The sequence below is a fragment of the Hymenobacter artigasi genome, from assembly GCF_012275535.1.
Lineage (GTDB): Bacteria > Bacteroidota > Bacteroidia > Cytophagales > Hymenobacteraceae > Hymenobacter > Hymenobacter artigasi.
In genome coordinates this window covers 783,826-799,125 of sequence record NZ_JAAVTK010000001.1, presented here as the reverse complement: position 1 = coordinate 799,125, position 15,300 = coordinate 783,826, and the positions used below count along the sequence as shown (strand labels likewise).

14 protein-coding genes are annotated in these 15,300 nt (G+C 62.3%); 7 read left to right on the top strand and 7 right to left on the bottom strand.

Features of this window, described 5'->3' with window-relative positions; translation table 11 throughout:
• Positions 1–105 precede the first annotated feature (105 nt).
• Both HBN54_RS03210 and HBN54_RS03205 read left to right on the top strand, forming a co-directional pair.
• The gene (locus HBN54_RS03210) at positions 106–528 is read left to right on the top strand and encodes a DoxX family protein (protein WP_168671680.1); all 423 of its coding nucleotides are present in this window, start codon (positions 106–108) and stop codon (positions 526–528) included.
• A gap of 14 nt (positions 529–542) precedes the next feature.
• Positions 543–1,025: a DinB family protein gene (locus HBN54_RS03205; protein ID WP_168671679.1), complete on the top strand. Its 483-nt coding sequence runs from the start codon at positions 543–545 to the stop codon at positions 1,023–1,025.
• Positions 1,026–1,093: 68 nt separating this feature from the next.
• On the opposite strand, the gene HBN54_RS23780 is transcribed toward HBN54_RS03205, so the two are convergent.
• Together HBN54_RS23780 and HBN54_RS03200 are read right to left on the bottom strand one after the other, a co-directional pair.
• Complete coding sequence (locus tag HBN54_RS23780; protein WP_262888243.1) at positions 1,094–1,216, bottom strand: hypothetical protein; 123 nt, start codon at positions 1,214–1,216, stop codon at positions 1,094–1,096.
• A gap of 82 nt (positions 1,217–1,298) precedes the next feature.
• Positions 1,299–3,467, bottom strand: a complete 2,169-nt coding sequence (locus HBN54_RS03200) for a sigma-54-dependent Fis family transcriptional regulator (RefSeq protein ID WP_168671678.1) — start codon at positions 3,465–3,467, stop codon at positions 1,299–1,301.
• Positions 3,468–3,720: 253 nt separating this feature from the next.
• Here HBN54_RS03200 and HBN54_RS03195 point away from each other — a divergent pair, with 253 nt between their 5' ends.
• The 3 genes from HBN54_RS03195 (at position 3,721) to HBN54_RS03185 (ending at position 6,881) form a co-directional block, all read left to right on the top strand.
• Positions 3,721–5,082, top strand: coding sequence for a TolC family protein (locus HBN54_RS03195; protein ID WP_168671677.1), 1,362 nt, complete (start codon positions 3,721–3,723; stop codon positions 5,080–5,082).
• A gap of 158 nt (positions 5,083–5,240) precedes the next feature.
• Complete coding sequence (locus tag HBN54_RS03190; protein WP_168671676.1) at positions 5,241–5,666, top strand: universal stress protein; 426 nt, start codon at positions 5,241–5,243, stop codon at positions 5,664–5,666.
• 111 nt (positions 5,667–5,777) lie between these two features.
• Complete coding sequence (locus HBN54_RS03185; RefSeq protein WP_168671675.1) at positions 5,778–6,881, top strand: HlyD family secretion protein; 1,104 nt, start codon at positions 5,778–5,780, stop codon at positions 6,879–6,881.
• Positions 6,882–6,957: 76 nt separating this feature from the next.
• Here the strand turns inward: HBN54_RS03185 and HBN54_RS03180 are convergent, their stop codons facing one another.
• On the bottom strand, positions 6,958–7,332 hold the full coding sequence (locus HBN54_RS03180) for a four helix bundle protein (RefSeq protein WP_168671674.1): 375 nt from the start codon (positions 7,330–7,332) through the stop codon (positions 6,958–6,960).
• Positions 7,333–7,406: 74 nt separating this feature from the next.
• On the opposite strand from HBN54_RS03180, the gene HBN54_RS03175 reads away from it, so the two are divergent.
• Positions 7,407–8,978 carry a DHA2 family efflux MFS transporter permease subunit gene (locus HBN54_RS03175; RefSeq protein ID WP_168671673.1) on the top strand — a complete coding sequence of 524 codons (1,572 nt, stop codon included), beginning with the start codon at positions 7,407–7,409 and terminating at the stop codon, positions 8,976–8,978.
• 239 nt (positions 8,979–9,217) lie between these two features.
• Here the strand turns inward: HBN54_RS03175 and HBN54_RS03170 are convergent, their stop codons facing one another.
• From HBN54_RS03170 to HBN54_RS03155, 4 genes are all read right to left on the bottom strand, one after another.
• On the bottom strand, positions 9,218–10,252 hold the full coding sequence (locus tag HBN54_RS03170) for a hypothetical protein (RefSeq protein ID WP_317170164.1): 1,035 nt from the start codon (positions 10,250–10,252) through the stop codon (positions 9,218–9,220).
• A gap of 97 nt (positions 10,253–10,349) precedes the next feature.
• Entirely contained in the window at positions 10,350–11,180 is an 831-nt protein-coding gene (locus HBN54_RS03165; RefSeq protein WP_168671672.1) for a class I SAM-dependent methyltransferase, read from the bottom strand.
• A gap of 266 nt (positions 11,181–11,446) precedes the next feature.
• Positions 11,447–12,841, bottom strand: a complete 1,395-nt coding sequence (locus HBN54_RS03160) for a M56 family metallopeptidase (protein ID WP_168671671.1) — start codon at positions 12,839–12,841, stop codon at positions 11,447–11,449.
• Entirely contained in the window at positions 12,819–13,226 is a 408-nt protein-coding gene (locus HBN54_RS03155) for a BlaI/MecI/CopY family transcriptional regulator (protein ID WP_168671670.1), read from the bottom strand. Before HBN54_RS03155 ends, HBN54_RS03160 begins: the two co-directional genes overlap by 23 nt.
• 267 nt (positions 13,227–13,493) lie before the next feature.
• Between HBN54_RS03155 and treF the strand changes: the two genes are divergently transcribed.
• Positions 13,494–15,152, top strand: a complete 1,659-nt coding sequence (gene treF / locus HBN54_RS03150) for an alpha,alpha-trehalase TreF (RefSeq protein ID WP_168671669.1) — start codon at positions 13,494–13,496, stop codon at positions 15,150–15,152.
• The last annotated feature ends 148 nt before the right edge of the window (positions 15,153–15,300 follow it).

The following is a 15,300-nucleotide window of genomic DNA, read 5'->3' as shown; positions in this document are numbered from 1 at the left end:
CGCGCTGCCAACGCCGTGCCAGCTCCCAAGCTCGGGCCCGGCAGCCTGATGCACCCGAACCGGCGGCTGGCCGTATAGCCTCCACTCCTCACCAACAGGCCAGCCATGCGACAGAACACTCACACCACCACTCTCCAAAACGTAGCCCGCGGGCTGATGGGCACCTTTATGGTGGTGGCCGGCACCGGCCACCTCACCTTCGTGCGGCAGGATTTCCAGGCCCAGGTGCCCGATTTTGTGCCGCTGGACAAGGACACGACCGTGCTGGCATCGGGCGTGGTGGAAATTGCGCTCGGCCTGGCCCTGTTGCTGCTAAAGGGCAAAAACCGGGTGCGAATGGGCATCGGGCTGGCCGCGTTTTATGCGGCGGTTTTCCCCGGCAACATTCACCAGTATACCCACCACCTTTCCGCCTTCGGCCTCGATACCGATGCCAAGCGGCTGGGGCGGCTGTTTTTCCAACCCGTGCTGATTGGCACGGCCTTGTGGAGCACCGGTGCCTTGCATGCCCTGAAGAAGCGGAAATAACGCCTAACATTACAATGGACAGACCCAACCAGAAAGCCCTGCTGGCGGAATTAACCAGCCTGCTCACCAAAGGCAACGCCCACGTCACCTTCGAAGAAGCAACCGCCGACCTCACGCCTAAAACCTGGAACCAACGCGTGCCGAACGCGCCCTACACCATCTGGCAGCTGGTCGAGCACATCCGCATTGCGCAGTGGGATATTGTGGAGTTCTGCGTCGAACCCGAACACCAATCGCCCAAGTGGCCGGAGGGCTACTGGCCGGCCCCCGACGCTACCGCCGATGAAGAGCAGTGGCAGGAAGCCCTGAACCACATCCGGCAGACCCGCCAGCAGTTTCTTCACCTGCTGCACGCGCCGGGCACCGACCTGCTGGCCCCCATTCCGCACGGCACCGGCCAGACTATTTTGCGCGAGGCCATGCTCATTGCCGACCATGCCGCCTACCACGTCGGCGAAATCATCCTGCTACGCCGCCTGCTGAAGGACTGGGAATAACGGCCGCTTTCAACCACAAAAAAGCCCGGCACGTCCAACGCGCCGGGCTCTTTTGTGGTTGAAAAAACCTACTTCTTCTGGGTTTTCACGGCTTTGCCCGAGGGCTTGTCCTTGATAACCTCTTCGTTCTGCTTCTCCTTGCTTTTGGTGGCAGGGTCGGTGTGCTTGGGGGTGCTGGTGGTATTGGCCATGATGGGGAAGGGTTAGGTGAATGCTGGTTTATACGGGCTGGCAGCGCCGGAGGCTAAGCAGGCGGCCACTTTTCCCGGTGCCCTACCCTTCTACGCCCACCGTGCGCCGGATGCCCAGCTTTTTCATGCGGGCCTCCAGGGTTTTGGGGTTGATATCCAGGAGCAGCGCGGCGCCCTGCGCGCCGCTCACGCGCCCGCCGGTGTGCTGCAAGGCCACCAGAATATGGTCGCGCTCCTGCTCCCTGAGGGTTTTGATGGGCGCAGCGGCCAGCCGTGCCGACGGCGCGGCGGTAGCCGCCAGCATCAGCGGGGAGCCGGCAAAGCCCGCAAATTCCAGGAACGTCCCCTGGCTCACGATGATGGCCTGCTCCAGCACGTGCTCCAGCTCGCGGATATTGCCGGGCCAGCCGTAGGCCTGCAAGGCGGCCAAATCGGTGGGCCGCACCTGGCGGATGGGCTTGCCCAGGCGCTTGCTCAGCCGCTGAATAAAGTGGCGCAGCAGCGGCTCCACGTCTTCGCGCCGCTCGCGCAGGGGAGCCAGCTCGATGGGAAACACGTTGAGACGGTAGTATAAATCGGCGCGGAAGCGGCCGGCGGCCACTTCATCGGCCAGCACGCGGTTGGTGGCAGCAATCACGCGGGCGTCGGAGTGCAGCACCTTGGTGCCGCCCAGGCGCTCGAACTCGCGCTCCTGCAGCACGCGCAGCAGCTTGGCCTGCAGGTCGAGGGGCAGCTCGCCGATTTCATCGAGGAAAATGGAGCCGCCGTTGGCCAGCTCAAACTTGCCGATGCGGCGCTCTACGGCGCCGGTAAAGGCGCCTTTTTCGTGGCCGAACAGCTCGCTTTCGATGAGCTGGGCGGGCAGGGCGGCGCAGTTGAGCTTGATGAGGGCGCGGGCGTGGCGGGGCGAGGCGTTGTGCAGCTCACGCGCCACCAGCTCCTTGCCGGTGCCGGTTTCGCCCGATATCAGCACCGTGGTATCCGTGGGGGCCACCAGGCCAATGCGGCGCTCGACCAGCTGCAGGGCCGGGCTGTTGCCGATGAAGGTACCCGAATTGTCCCCGAAGCGGGCCGAGGTGTTGATTTCATCAACCAGATAGGTGCGCTCCTGCTCTACCTGGGCCTTCAATTCCTCAATCTGCTCGAAGGCGAAGAGGTTTTCCAGCGCCAGGGCAATCTGCGGGGCGAGGGCGACCACCGTGGCCAGGTCCTCCCGGCGGAAGGCGGTGGGGTTGGGCGAGGCCAGCATGAGCACGGCCGCGCCATCGGCCCGCTGCCAGATGGGCACGATGAGCATGGCCCGCGTGCCGTACTCCTCATACACGTGCCGCAGCAGTGGGTAGCGCTGGGCCTGGGCCCGGAAATCATCGGCGGCGTAGAGGCCCGGCACCTTCAGCAAATCGTTCAGCTGCTGGTACATGGCGGAGGTATCGAGCTGGTTCAGGCCGTTTTGGCGGTTGGGGTCGAGGGCCAGCAGCGGGGCATCCGGGCCGTCGCCGGAGCGCGAAAACTCGGCGAAGCCCTCGAACGGCTCCTGCCGCCCGGCCCGCTGCACCCGCAGGCCAAAATAATCGAACCGCACCACCTGGCTCAGGGCCCCGGCCACGGCCCGGAACAGCGGCTCGCGCTGCTTGATGCTGAGCAGGGCGTTGGTGATGTTGAGCTGCAGGCTCCGCTCCTGCTCGCGGCGGGCCACTTCCTCGAAGGCTAGGGTATTGGTAACGGCCACGGCGATGAGGGAGCCGATTTTTTCCAGCAGCTTTTCGTCGGCGGGCGTGAGGTTCGGATTGCGCCGCGAGGCCAGCGTGAGGAAGCCCGCGAGGCGGCCGCCGAGGTGCAGCGGCACGGCCGTGAGGTGCGTCACGCCCAGCTTTTCAAACTTGTTGTAGGGCGCGTAATTCGGGTAGTTTGCCATGTACTCCCTCGGCGTGAACTGCCGTACGCGGGGGTCGGCCACGAGTACTTCGAGGGGCGTGCCGGCAACGGGCGAGAACTGCTCCAGGCCATCGGGCAGGGCGGGGGCTTCATCGGCGCCGTAGTAGTCGCGCAGGAATAAGCGCTTGTACTGCAGGGTTTCATCGAAGACGTTGATGCCGATAAGGTCGAAGGGGAAGATGAGCCGCAGCTTGGTCGTGACCACCTTGAACAGCTGGTCTTTGTCGCGGATGGTGGCGATGGCCTCGTTGAGGTGGAGCAGCAGGGTTTCGTCGGTGGTGGGCATGGGATGCAGCGCATGCTTCAGCTTGCGCATGGTTAGGCTATAAAAACTGGCACAAACGAAAGCATGCGCCACAAATTTCCTCAAATATCAGGAGTAAAAACAGGTAAATTCCTGCCATTTGAGGAATAAAAGCAAAACATACCAAAGATGTAATACTCTAAAATTTGCCGAAACTTAATTTTAAATACTTAGTATTCAATGGATAAATATGATGTAAATCTCTCCCATTGGTGCTGGCACGTCTTTCGGTAAGGGCAGTGCACACCCTAAGCCACTTGGCCTTATGTTTTCTTCTCAATCTTTAAGAGGTTTTGCCGGTTTGTCGCTGCTTAGCGGCTTGGCGCTGGCTCAGCCGGCGCTGGCCCAGAACCAGCCCAGCGTGCCGGCCGCCGCCCAAGCCATTGGCCTGGCCAGCGACTCCCTGACCCTCGGCGCGACGCTGCAAGCCGTGCTCGACGCCAACCCCAGCATCACCAACCTCACCGAGCTGTCGGCAGCCTCGACCAGCCGCCTGAGCCAGACGCGGGCCGGCTTCCTGCCCCAGGTGACGGGCACGGCCACTTACACCCGCATCGACCCCGTGGTGAAGCTGCCTTTTAACGGCGAAACCCTGCAGTTTGCGCCCAACAACAACTACGACTTTCACCTCACGGCGCAGTACCTGCTGTTTGATTTCGGCAAGAACGACGCGACCGTGAAGGTGGCCGAATCGCAGGTGCAGACGGCGCAGGATAACATTACGGTGGCCCGCCGCGACTTGGCGTTCAACGCCGCGCAGGTGTACTACAACATCCTGTTCATGCGCGAGAGCATCAAGGTGCAGGACCAGCAGATTGCCTCGCTACAGGCCCACCGCAACGAAATGAACAAGCGCGTGGAGGCCGGCGTGAGCACAAAATTCGACGTGACCACCACCGATGTTCGCATCACGCAGGCCCAAAGCACCAAGCTCGACCTGCAAAACCAGCTGCGCAACCAGCAGGTGCAGCTGGCCCGCCTGCTGCACAAGCCCGCCCAGGCCGACGTTCCGGTGAAAGGCCGCCTCACCTACGAGCCGCAGCCCGTGAACGTGGAGGCTGAGGTGACCAAAGCCAGCAACAACCGCCCCGAGGTGAAGCTGGCCCGCGACGCCGAAAACACCGCCACCCTGCAGGCCCGCCTCATCGAAAAAGGCAACATGCCAAGCCTCGGCGCGGGCGTGCAGGCCGGTGCCAAAAACGGCTACATCCTGCCCGACATCAACCGCATCCGCTTCAACACGGTGGGCGTGCTACAGCTCTCCGTACCGATTTACGACGGCAACAAGAACAAGAAGCAGCGCGTGGAAGCCGCCGCCATCTCCCGCGCCGCCATGGCCCGCACCGCCGACACGCAGGAGCAAATCCGCGCCGACGTGCGCCAGGCCGTCAACAACATGGATTTCAGCCAGGCCCGCCACGAAAATGCCCAGCAGCAGGTAGCCCAGGCCACCCTGGCCCTAAGCAAAGCCCGTGACCGGTACCGCTACGGCGTGGGCCAGAACCTCGACGTGCTGGACGCCGAAACCCAGCTCGCCCAGGCCCGCCTGGCCCTGGTGCAGGCTGAGTACACCTACACGCTGGGCCAGTACCAGCTGCGCCGCGCCACGGGCGAGCAAATATGGTAAATGAGTAAGTGAGTAAATGAGTAAAGTGCCCTGTTAAAGCTGGCCGTAATGCGAGTTTGCAACTCGCTGCTGCGCAGCAGCACGTTAAGTCCGCTTTACTCATTTACCCATCTGCCAATCAAAAATTTACTCAATTACTCATTTACCATTTTACCCTCATGACCATCCTTTGCCCGCTCGATTTCTCGGCCGCTTCAGCTGGTTTAGTAGCCTACGCGGCGGCCCTGGCCGTGGCGATGGGCGCTGAGCTGCGGCTGCTGCACGTGTGCGAGCCGCAGGAGGACCCCACCGGTCAGCGGCCCGATGCTACGGTGTTTGCGCCCTGCAACGGCCGGATGCAGGCCTTGCAGGCTGCCGCCCAGGAAGCCGGCGTGGCCAACGTGCACACCGGCATGGTGCGCGGCGAGGCCGCCCCCGAAATTGTGGCCGAAGCTACCCGCCAACAGGCTGATTTGATTGTTATTGGCGCGCACGGCCAAACAGGCCTCACCCGCTTCTTAATGGGTACTACCGCCGAAATCGTGCTCCGCACCGCCCGGTGCGCCACCATGCTGGTGCGCGCGCCGCTGCTTAATGAGGAATGAAGAACGAGGACTGAAGCATTGTCTTTACCGACGCTTCAATCCCACCTTCTGCTTACTCACCACCTCTTTCTAATTCTTCATTCTTAATCCTTCATTCTTAATTCTATTAAGATGGCCCAGACCGAAACTTCCGTTCAAAACGCTCCTGCTCCCTACCCCAATGCTACCAGCGAAAGCGAGCACGTAGAAGAGCCGAAAAAGCGCAATCCGCTTGTGCTCATCATTATGGCCCTGGTGCTGCTGGCGGGTGGCTACTATGGCTTCACGCGCTACCAGTTTGCCAAAGCCCACGAAAGCACCGACGACGCCCAGGTAGAGGGCGACGTGTACCCGGTGCTGCCCCGCGTGGGCGGCCCGGTGCTTGAGGTGAAAGTGGACGAGAACATCCGCGTGAAAAAGGGCGATGTGCTCGTGACTATCGACCCCGCTGATTACCAGCAGCGCGTGAACGCTGCGGAGGCCGCCCTCTTCGCCGCCCAGGCCCAGGTAACGGCCGCCCGCGCCGGTGTAGGCACCGCCAACGCCAACGTGCGCACCGCCCAAACCGGCATCGGCGTGAGCCAGGCCAACCAGGAGCGCCTCCAGAAAGACCTCAAGCGCAGCGACTTGCTTCGCAAGCAGGACATCATTCCGCAGAGTGAGTACGATGCCGTGCAGGCCAACCTGAAAGCCACCGCCGCCCAGCGGGCCACCGCCACCGACCAGGTAGCCGTGGCCCGCCAGCAGGTGGCCGTGGCCTCGCAGCAGATTGCCGTGGCCCAAGCCGTGGTGAAGCAGCGCCAGGCCGACCTCGATAACGCCAAATTGCAGTTGAGCTACACCACCATCGTGGCCCCGCAGGATGGCATCATCAGCAAGAAGAACGTGCAGCCCGGCCAGGTAGTAGGGCCCGGCCAGCAGCTGTTCGGCATCGTGAGCAGCGCCCGCACCTGGGTGGTGGCCAACTTCAAGGAGACCCAACTGGAAGACATGAAAGTGGGCCAGCCCGTGAAACTGGAGATTGATGCCTACCCGCATGAGGAATTCAACGGCCACATCGAGTCGCTCTCGGCCGCTACCGGCGCCCGCTTCGCCCTGCTGCCCCCCGACAATGCCAGCGGCAACTTCGTGAAAGTAACCCAGCGCATCCCCGTCCGCATCGCCCTGGACAAAGTGGACCCCGAGCACCCGCTCCGCGCCGGCATGAGCGTAAATGCGGTGGTTGCTGTAAAATAGTAAATGAGTAATTGAGTAAAGTGGGTGTTCAGAAGGCGCAGGCTACAATTACCCACTTTACTCAATTACTCATTTACTATTTTACCATCTTGTCTTTATAGGATTTGCGGGCGGTGGTGAGGATGGCTACTATTTCGGTGTACTCCTGCTGCAGGCTTTCCAGACGGGACTTGGGCAGGATTTCGGCATCGCTCAGCAGTTCAAGCCAAAATTGGGTTTCATCGGCTTCCTCTAGGCAAACGCACATTTTGGCAAACCACTCGGCCCCCGAACGGCCCCGGCACGCCGCCCGATAATTAGCGGCGACAGAAGTGGCTGACCGCAACAGCTGCTTCCCCAGTACCTGCGCTTCTCCCGTGCGGGGCAACTGCTGAAACAGGCGAATCACGCGCACAGCCGCCGCCTTGGTGCGCTCCCGAAACGCTTGATTAAAGGAAGCCTTACTATCCATTACGTCCATTATTAAAAGTATGAGAAAGCTGACGCGAAGCTACTTTACTCATTTACTCATTTACCAACTTACCAATGGAGACCGGTTTTAGAAAATGGATTATCGTGGTTACGGTGGTGCTTTGCGTACTGCTGGAGCTCATCGATACCAGCATCGTGAACGTGGCCCTGACCCAGATGATGGGCAACCTCTCGGCCACCCAACAGGAGGTGAGCTGGGTGGTGGCCTCCTACGGCATCGCCAACGTGATTGTGATTCCGATGACCGGCTTCCTGGCCGAGCAGTTTGGGCGCAAAAACTACTTTTTCTTCTCAGTGATTCTCTTTACGCTGGCCTCCATGGCCTGCGGGCAGAGCACCAACCTGTGGGAGCTGGTGGCCTTCCGCTTCATTCAGGGCGTGGGCGGCGGTGCCCTCATGGCCACATCACAGGCCATTCTGATTGATACTTTCCCGCCCAAGCAGCTGCCCTTGGGGCAGGCCTTGTTTGGCATGGGTGTGATTATCGGGCCCACCATTGGGCCCACGCTGGGCGGCTACATCGTGGATAACTACGACTGGCCCTGGATTTTCTACGTGAACGTACCCGTGGGCATCATGGCCGCCATCTTCACCTGGCTGTTCATTCGCGACCCGGAGCGCATCAAAAACGCCATTCCCCGGCCGCTGCGCGAGATTGACTGGTCCGGTATTGGCCTGCTGATTCTGGGCGTGGGCTCGCTACAGTTTGTGCTCGAGCAGGGCGAAACCAACGACTGGTTCGACGACTCCACCATCGTGCTGTTTACCGTGCTGTCGGTTATCGGCATCGTGGGCTTCATCTGGCGCGAGCTCACGGCTAAGGCTCCCATCGTGGACCTGCGCGTCCTCACCAAGAGCCGCAACCTGGCGGTGGGTGCTTTTCTGTCGTTCGTATTGGGCTTTGGCCTGTTTGCCTCGGTGTTCGTGTTCCCCATCTTCACGCAGCGCATTCTCGGCTTCACGGCGGCCCAAACGGGCTACCTGCTGCTGCCGGGCGCCTTGGCCTCGGGCTTCATGATGCCCATTATCGGAAGGATGCTGGTGAAGGGCGTGCCCCAGAAACTGATGATTCCGGTGGGCTTCACCATTTTCTTCGCCTTCACGTTCTGGATTGCCGCGCGCCTCACGCCCACGGCCGGCGAAAGCGACTTCTTCTGGCCCCTTATTGTGCGCGGCGTGGGCCTGGGCCTGATTTTCCTGCCCATCACCACCATGAGCCTGGCCGGCCTGGCGGGTAAAGACGCAGGCCAGGCGGCCGGCCTCACCGGCATGATTCGCCAGCTTGGCGGCTCGTTCGGCGTGGCCATCGTGGGCACCTACCTGGAGCGCAGCATTGCCCAGAACCGGGTGGCGCTGCTGCCCAACATCTCGCTCTACAACGAGGCCACGACCCAGCGCATCCAGGCGTTCACCCAGAATTTCATGGCGCACGGCTTCCCGCTGGAGCAGGCCCGGCAACAAGCCTACGCCGCCCTCGAAGGCATTCTGATGAAGCAGGTTGCCATTATTACTTACGGCCAGGTATTCACGGGCCTGGGGCTGTTCTTCATCGCCTGCGTGCCGCTGGTGCTGCTCATCAAGCGCAACAAGCCCGGGGCCGCCATCGACCTCAACGCCGCGCACTAATGCGCGGCCGGCGCGGGCGGCACCTCACCCCCTGACCCCCTCTCCAAAAAAGAGGGGGCACCGGAAATGCTTCTGACAGTTTCGACTATGAATGAAAAGAGCCCAGCGTGATGCGCTGGGCTCTTTCTATTTTACTCCTGCTCCGAACCGGTGCCCCCTCTTTTTTGGAGAGGGGGTCAGGGGGTGAGGTGCCGCCTGGCCCGGCAACCGCCACCTTACTCACTTACTCATTTACCACCTTACTGATACTGAATGTACAGCGGCGAAGGCGTGAGGGCAATGACCTCGCTGGGCGTCATGATGTGGTGGGGCTTGGGGCGGGCGTCGTACTCGTAGAACAGCTTGAAGCCGGTGTACTGCACGGGCTCGGCCTTGATGTAGGCATCGTAGGAGTCCTTTTTCAGGGTGGGGTCGCCGTGGCCGTCCATGTGCATCACCACCTGCACGCGGGGGTCGAGCTTGATGTTTTTGTAGTTGCTCAGCATCTTCCGGGTGAAGCGGTGCACTGTGAGCACCTTGGGCGGCAGGTGGTTTTCGCTCACGATGCGGGCCAGGAAGTTGATGGTGAAGTTCACGTCCTTGGCGTCGAGGGTGCCGATGCGCTGGTTGGGGCGCACGCCGGGCATGGTGGCCAGCGAAAACTCGGGGTCGATGCCCAGGTGCACGATGGGGTCTTTGAGGTACTGCTCCAGCTTGGGCAGCTCGGCCTGCAGGGTGCTGTGGCCGGGCTGCACGTCCAGAAACAGAATGCAGTTGTGCTCCTTGGCCCAACTGATTACCTCCTCAATCGTGGATTTGGAGTTCATCAGGCGCCATTTGCCGTCTTTGCCGGCGGTGCCCTGAGCTGTGATGGTTACGTTGTGCAAAGCCGGCTGCACCGGGATGCTGGGGTCGGCGGCCTGCCACTCCTTTATCACGCCGGCAAACTTGCGGAACATCTGCTCCTTGGGCTCGCGGCCCAGAATGCCCATGCCCTTCGAGCGGATATTGCCATAGAACGCCACAATGCGGTGGCCCGGCAGGATGGCGCCCGGCAGCTGCCCGTTTTTCTTGGCAATGCTGTCGGCCTTCAGCGAATCGCGGCGCATGGCCATCGCCTGAATCTTGATGGTATCGATGGGCGCTGGCTGGGCGGCCGTGTCGCCATCGGCGGCAGCGGTGCCGGCCGTGCTTTTTTCACCCTCGGCGGGGCGGGTGGAACAAGCGGGCAGGGCGAGGGCCGCAAACAGGCCCAGCGAAGCGACAAACGCGCTAGGGGTGGCTTTTAGAAACACTGACAATGGAGGACAATACGAACAATAGATAGCTCAAAGGTAAGGGTTTCCGTGTCGCTTGGCCCGCCGATGCCTTGAGATTCACCAAAACTACACCTTACCGGGCAGGCTGGCGCGTAACCGGCTGGATGGTTACCTCAAACCACGCCGTGGGGTCGGCGAGCGGGTCGGGCACCTGTGCGGGCAGCGGCGTGGGCGAGTACAGAGCGCACAGCGAGTTCTCTACCTGCACCAGCTGGCCGGTGGCAGCCGCGGGCAGCCCGTCGAGCAGGCCGGCCAGCACTTCCCAGCGCGGCTCGCCCGGCTGGCGGCTGGCATCGTGCCATACAACTACAGTATTCGGGCCCACCAGGTGCTCAAACACGCGCCGGGTATCGGTCCGCACGGCGTCATAGCGGTGGTCGCCGTCGATGAAAATCACATCAAACGGCCCGCCCAGCGCGGCAAAATCATACGTGGCCGAGTTGCCGTGCAGGTGGCGCACGTTGGGCAGCGGCTTCGAGAAGAAGCCGTGTAGCTCGATGTAGCGCTCGGGCAGGCCTAGGGCGCGAATTTCTTCATCCGACAGGTTCAGGGTGAAAACTTCGGCAGCTACTTCGGCCACGTTGGCGGCGCTCTCGCCGCGCCAGGTGCCAATTTCGAGGTAGCGGCAGCCCGGCACCCGGCGGGCCAGGGCGCGCAGCAGGAGCAAATCGGTGGGCAATGAGCCGCCCTCGCGGAAGGCAAACGGGCGCACCGTGGTATCGGCCGGACTCAGAAAATGGGCCAGCGATACCATCGGCAGGCCTTTGGCGGTGAGCTGGCGGCCGGCGTGGGCCAGCGCCCGGCGCTGCCATTCGGCCACATCGCCGGCAATGACGTGGTTGAGCAGCGAAGGAGTACGGGCCAGGCTGCGCAGGGCCTGGAGGGCAATGGATAGGCGGGACATAAATTAGCTTATCAGGCTGAAGCACCGTAGCGCGAACTGTGTAGTTCGCGTCCCCGCGCCATTAAAATCGTTCGGGAACGCGAACTACACAGTTCGCGCTACGGCATTATGCCCCCTACCGGAACGCCGAAAAGCAGCGTTAGCCACTACTTCCGGCCCTAAAGTTACTTGAAGGGCTGCGGCCGGCCTTCTGCGGAGCCATCAACGCAGAAAGGCCCCGGCGCGGGCCGGAGCTTTTCGAGCGGTTTCTCTCGGTTTTGCCAGGTTTAGTGGCTGATAATTTTGCCCTGTTCGCCGCTGGGAGCAGGGGCGACGTCTATGGTCCCGACAAATAGCAAGGGCACAGTAAACGAGACGTTTACCGCTTTGCCATCTTTCATCCCGGGCACAAAATTCGGCAACTGCCGAATGGCGGCTATCACGGCTTCATCGTAGGCGGGACTGAGTCCTTTTATGACTTTAGCCGCTTGTACCTCGCCCTTATCTGTCACGACGAAGGAAGCAAACACGCGGCCCGTGTGCCGTTCGGCCGTAGGCACTTTGGGATAAACCAGGTGCTGCTGGATATTGGTCACAATAGCCGCCGGCCCACCTCCACCCGGCAGCTCCGGCATCTGGTCAACCATATCATAGACAACCGGAGGGGCTGGCGGGGGCGGTAGTATTGTTGTTTCGGAGCCTTTGTGAAGAACAAGCCGGTTCTGGCCGTCAATTTTTACTAATTCAATTTTTTCTCTTGGCGCAGCTGGCGGCGCGGCTTTTTCGCAGGCAACGGCAACGACTAACACGCCCGCCAGCGGCAGGGCAAGCCACTGTTTCCAGCGGCGGATGGGATTGGTTTTCTGAATCATGGCAATGCGACTGAGGGTTTGGGAATGGGAGAAGGAGTGCGCAAGCGGAACCGAGAAACCGAGGCGGCTGGCCACTTGCCGGGCCAGCAGTTGGGAGTAGGAAGTGGAACGGGAAGGAGCAGGCGAGGCATCATCATGCAGGGCCGCTTCATCGGCCAGATACTCGTGGGTGAGAACCAGCGCCCGCCCGCAGAAGTGCACGAAGGGATTGAACCACAGCGCGGCGCGCAGCAACTCCAGCAGCAGCCGGTCGTAGGTGTGGCCTTGCTGGACGTGGGCCAGCTCGTGGCGCAGCAGCTGCCGGGCTTCGGCCGGGCTCAGGGCCAGCGTTTCATCCCAGAACACAACCCGGCCGAAGGAGCTGGTGGGCAGCCGGCCGTGGGTTTTAGCCAGCGCATAGCCGGCGTGAGCGGTGCGGGGCAGGCGGCGGGCCGTGTGCCACAAGTGGCCCAGCCCGTAGGCCAGGCGGGCCAGCATCAGGGCCGCGCCAGCCAGGTAAGCCACTAGTAGCCAGAAGGCCCAATCGGGCCCGGCCGCCGCGATGGTCGCGCCGGCAGGGCCAACCTGCACGGCCGGCAGCAGCACGGCCGCCACGCCGGCCAGGCCTGCCGGACCGGTGCCCCACCAGCCGGCCGGCCAGGCCAGCGGCAGCAACGGCAGGCCGGCGGCCAGCAGCGGCCCCAGAGCCAAGTAGGCCCGGTTGTAGGCAAAGCTGCGTTCCGAACGCAGGGCCAGGCGGTAGCAAGCCCACCACGCGCCGAGCAGCGCGGTGCTGAGCAGCATCCAGTTAAGCAGGCTGAGTTGGCTCATGGTCTTCGGGGGTTTGGGGGTGGGCGGCGTGGCGCAGGAGCTCATCGAGCTGGGCGGCGTCGAGGTTTTCTTCCTTGGCGAAAAACGAAACGAGGCGGCTGAACGAGTTGCCGAAGTGCCCGCCCAGCAGCTTGCGCAGCGAGAAGCGGCGGTAGTCGTCTTGGGCCACCAGCACGAAGTAGCGGTGCGTGCGGCCGAAGGCTTCGTGGTCCACAAAGCCCTTGGTTTCGAGGATGCGGATGATGGTCGAAACCGTGTTGTAGGCGGGCTGGGGCGCGGGCAGCTCGGCCAGCACGTCCTTCACAAAGGAGGGGCCGAGGCGCCAGAGCACCTGCATTACTTGTTCTTCGGCGCGGGTGAGTTCGGGGAAAGCAGCGGGGTCCATATTGCGGGGTTGAGTCAGGGTAACGCAAACGTATAACTAATATTTTAGTTTACAAACTATTTCTTTAGTTTATTATGCAATCAGGTGGTTATCCGATGTAAATGAATGATTTCAGGTAGCTTACAGTAGCTGGTTTGCTCTGGTAGCCAGCCGCTCCGGAAAGTGGCAGCCGCCGCTACGAAGCCAAAAGCTACCACCAGCCGTAAGCCACTAGGAAGCACCTGCTGGCGCACTGCCGGGCAGCCTCGCATTCTTCAATTCCTACCCATGCTGAAACCTGTATTCTGCTCGCTGCTCGGGCTCCTGGCTACCCAGCCGGCCTGGTCCCAGACCGAAACCGCCGCGCCGATGGCTACCAAAGCGGTAGCTGCCCCGCCGGCAATCGCCCTGAAGCCGGCAGCAGTGCCGCTTTCGCCCCGGCAGCTGTTTCCCGGGCTGTTTGAGGCGGTACAGCTGGGCCGCATCTTCCCCGACAACAAGACCTTTGTGGATGCCGCGCCGAAGCAGCGGCCGGCCACCATTCTGGCCGCCTGGCGGCGTGAGAAAACTCAGCCGGGCTTCCAGCTGAAAGCATTTGTAGAGGCCCATTTCACGATGCCAGCTGACGGCTCCGTCCCCTTCCAGAGCGACTTAAAAGCCGGCCTGCGCCACCACCTCGACACGCTGTGGACGGTGCTGGCCCGCCCCGCCGCCCCGGCCGCCGATGCGACTGATTCGCTGGCCGAGTTCCGCTCGCTGGTGCCACTGCCCAAGCCCTACCTGGTGCCGGGCGGGCGCTTCCGGGAGGTGTATTACTGGGACTCCTACTTCACGATGCTGGGGCTGGCCGAGGCCGGCAAAACCCAGCTAATGAAGGACATCACCGATAATTTCGCCTATCTCATCGGCCGGTTCGGCTTCATTCCCAACGGCAACCGCACGTACTACCTCACCCGCTCGCAGCCGCCCTTCTTCGCAAACATCGTGCAGCTGCTGGCTAAGGACCTGGGCAACGCCGAGCTGCTGCGCTATCGTCCCGCCCTCGAAGCCGAATACCGCTACTGGATGCGCGGGGCCGAAACCCTGAAGCCCGGCACCGCCGCCCACCGCGTGGTGCGCCTGCCCACCGGCGCCCTGCTGAACCGCTACTGGGACGAGAGCGACCAGCCCCGCGAAGAATCGTACGCCGAGGACGTGGCCGCCGCCAAAAAGAGCAAGCAGCCGGCCGCGCAGTTCTACCACCATATGCGGGCGGGCGCGGCCTCGGGCTGGGATTTCAGCAGCCGCTGGTTCAAGCCCGGCGGCGGGCTGGAGAGCATTCAGACCACCGATTTGGTGCCCGTCGACTTGAACTGCCTGCTCTATAATCTCGAAACGGTGCTGGCCGAGGCGGCCCGCGTGGCGGGCCAGCCCGCCCAGGCCCGCCTGTACGATACCAAGGCCGCCCAGCGCAAAATGGCCCTGCTGGCCTTGAGCTGGGACCCCAAAGCCGGCTGGTTTCAGGACTACAACTGGCGGCTGAAGCAGCGCTCGCAGGTGCGCAGCCTGGCGGGCACGTACCCATTGGCGTACGGGCTGGCCACGCCGGAGCAAGCCCGGCGGGTAGCGGCCGGCCTGCAAACCAACTTCCTCAAACCCGGCGGCCTCGTGACCACGCTATCGGCCACCAGGCAGCAGTGGGACGCCCCCAATGCCTGGGCTCCGCTGCAATACCTGGCCATCGAAGGCCTGACGCATTACAAGCAGCAGGCGCTGGCCGACACCGTGGCCCACCGCTGGGTGCGCCTCAACAGCCGCGTGTATAACCAAACCGGCAAGCTGCTGGAGAAATACGACGTGCAGAACGTGAACCGCCCCGCCGGCGGCGGCGAATACCCGCTCCAAGACGGTTTCGGGTGGACTAATGGCGTGCTGCTGCGCCTACTAAACCGCGAGCAGCCCCAATAAGCTGAACGATGTAGAGGCGGGGCGGTGCCCCGCCTCCCGTTGAACGGAATCGTTGTTTTTGAGCGAACGACAGGCGAAGCACCGCTTCGCCGCTACAGCTACCAGCTACCGAAAAATACTTCGCCCCCGCAGCAGCCTTTTTGGGCGG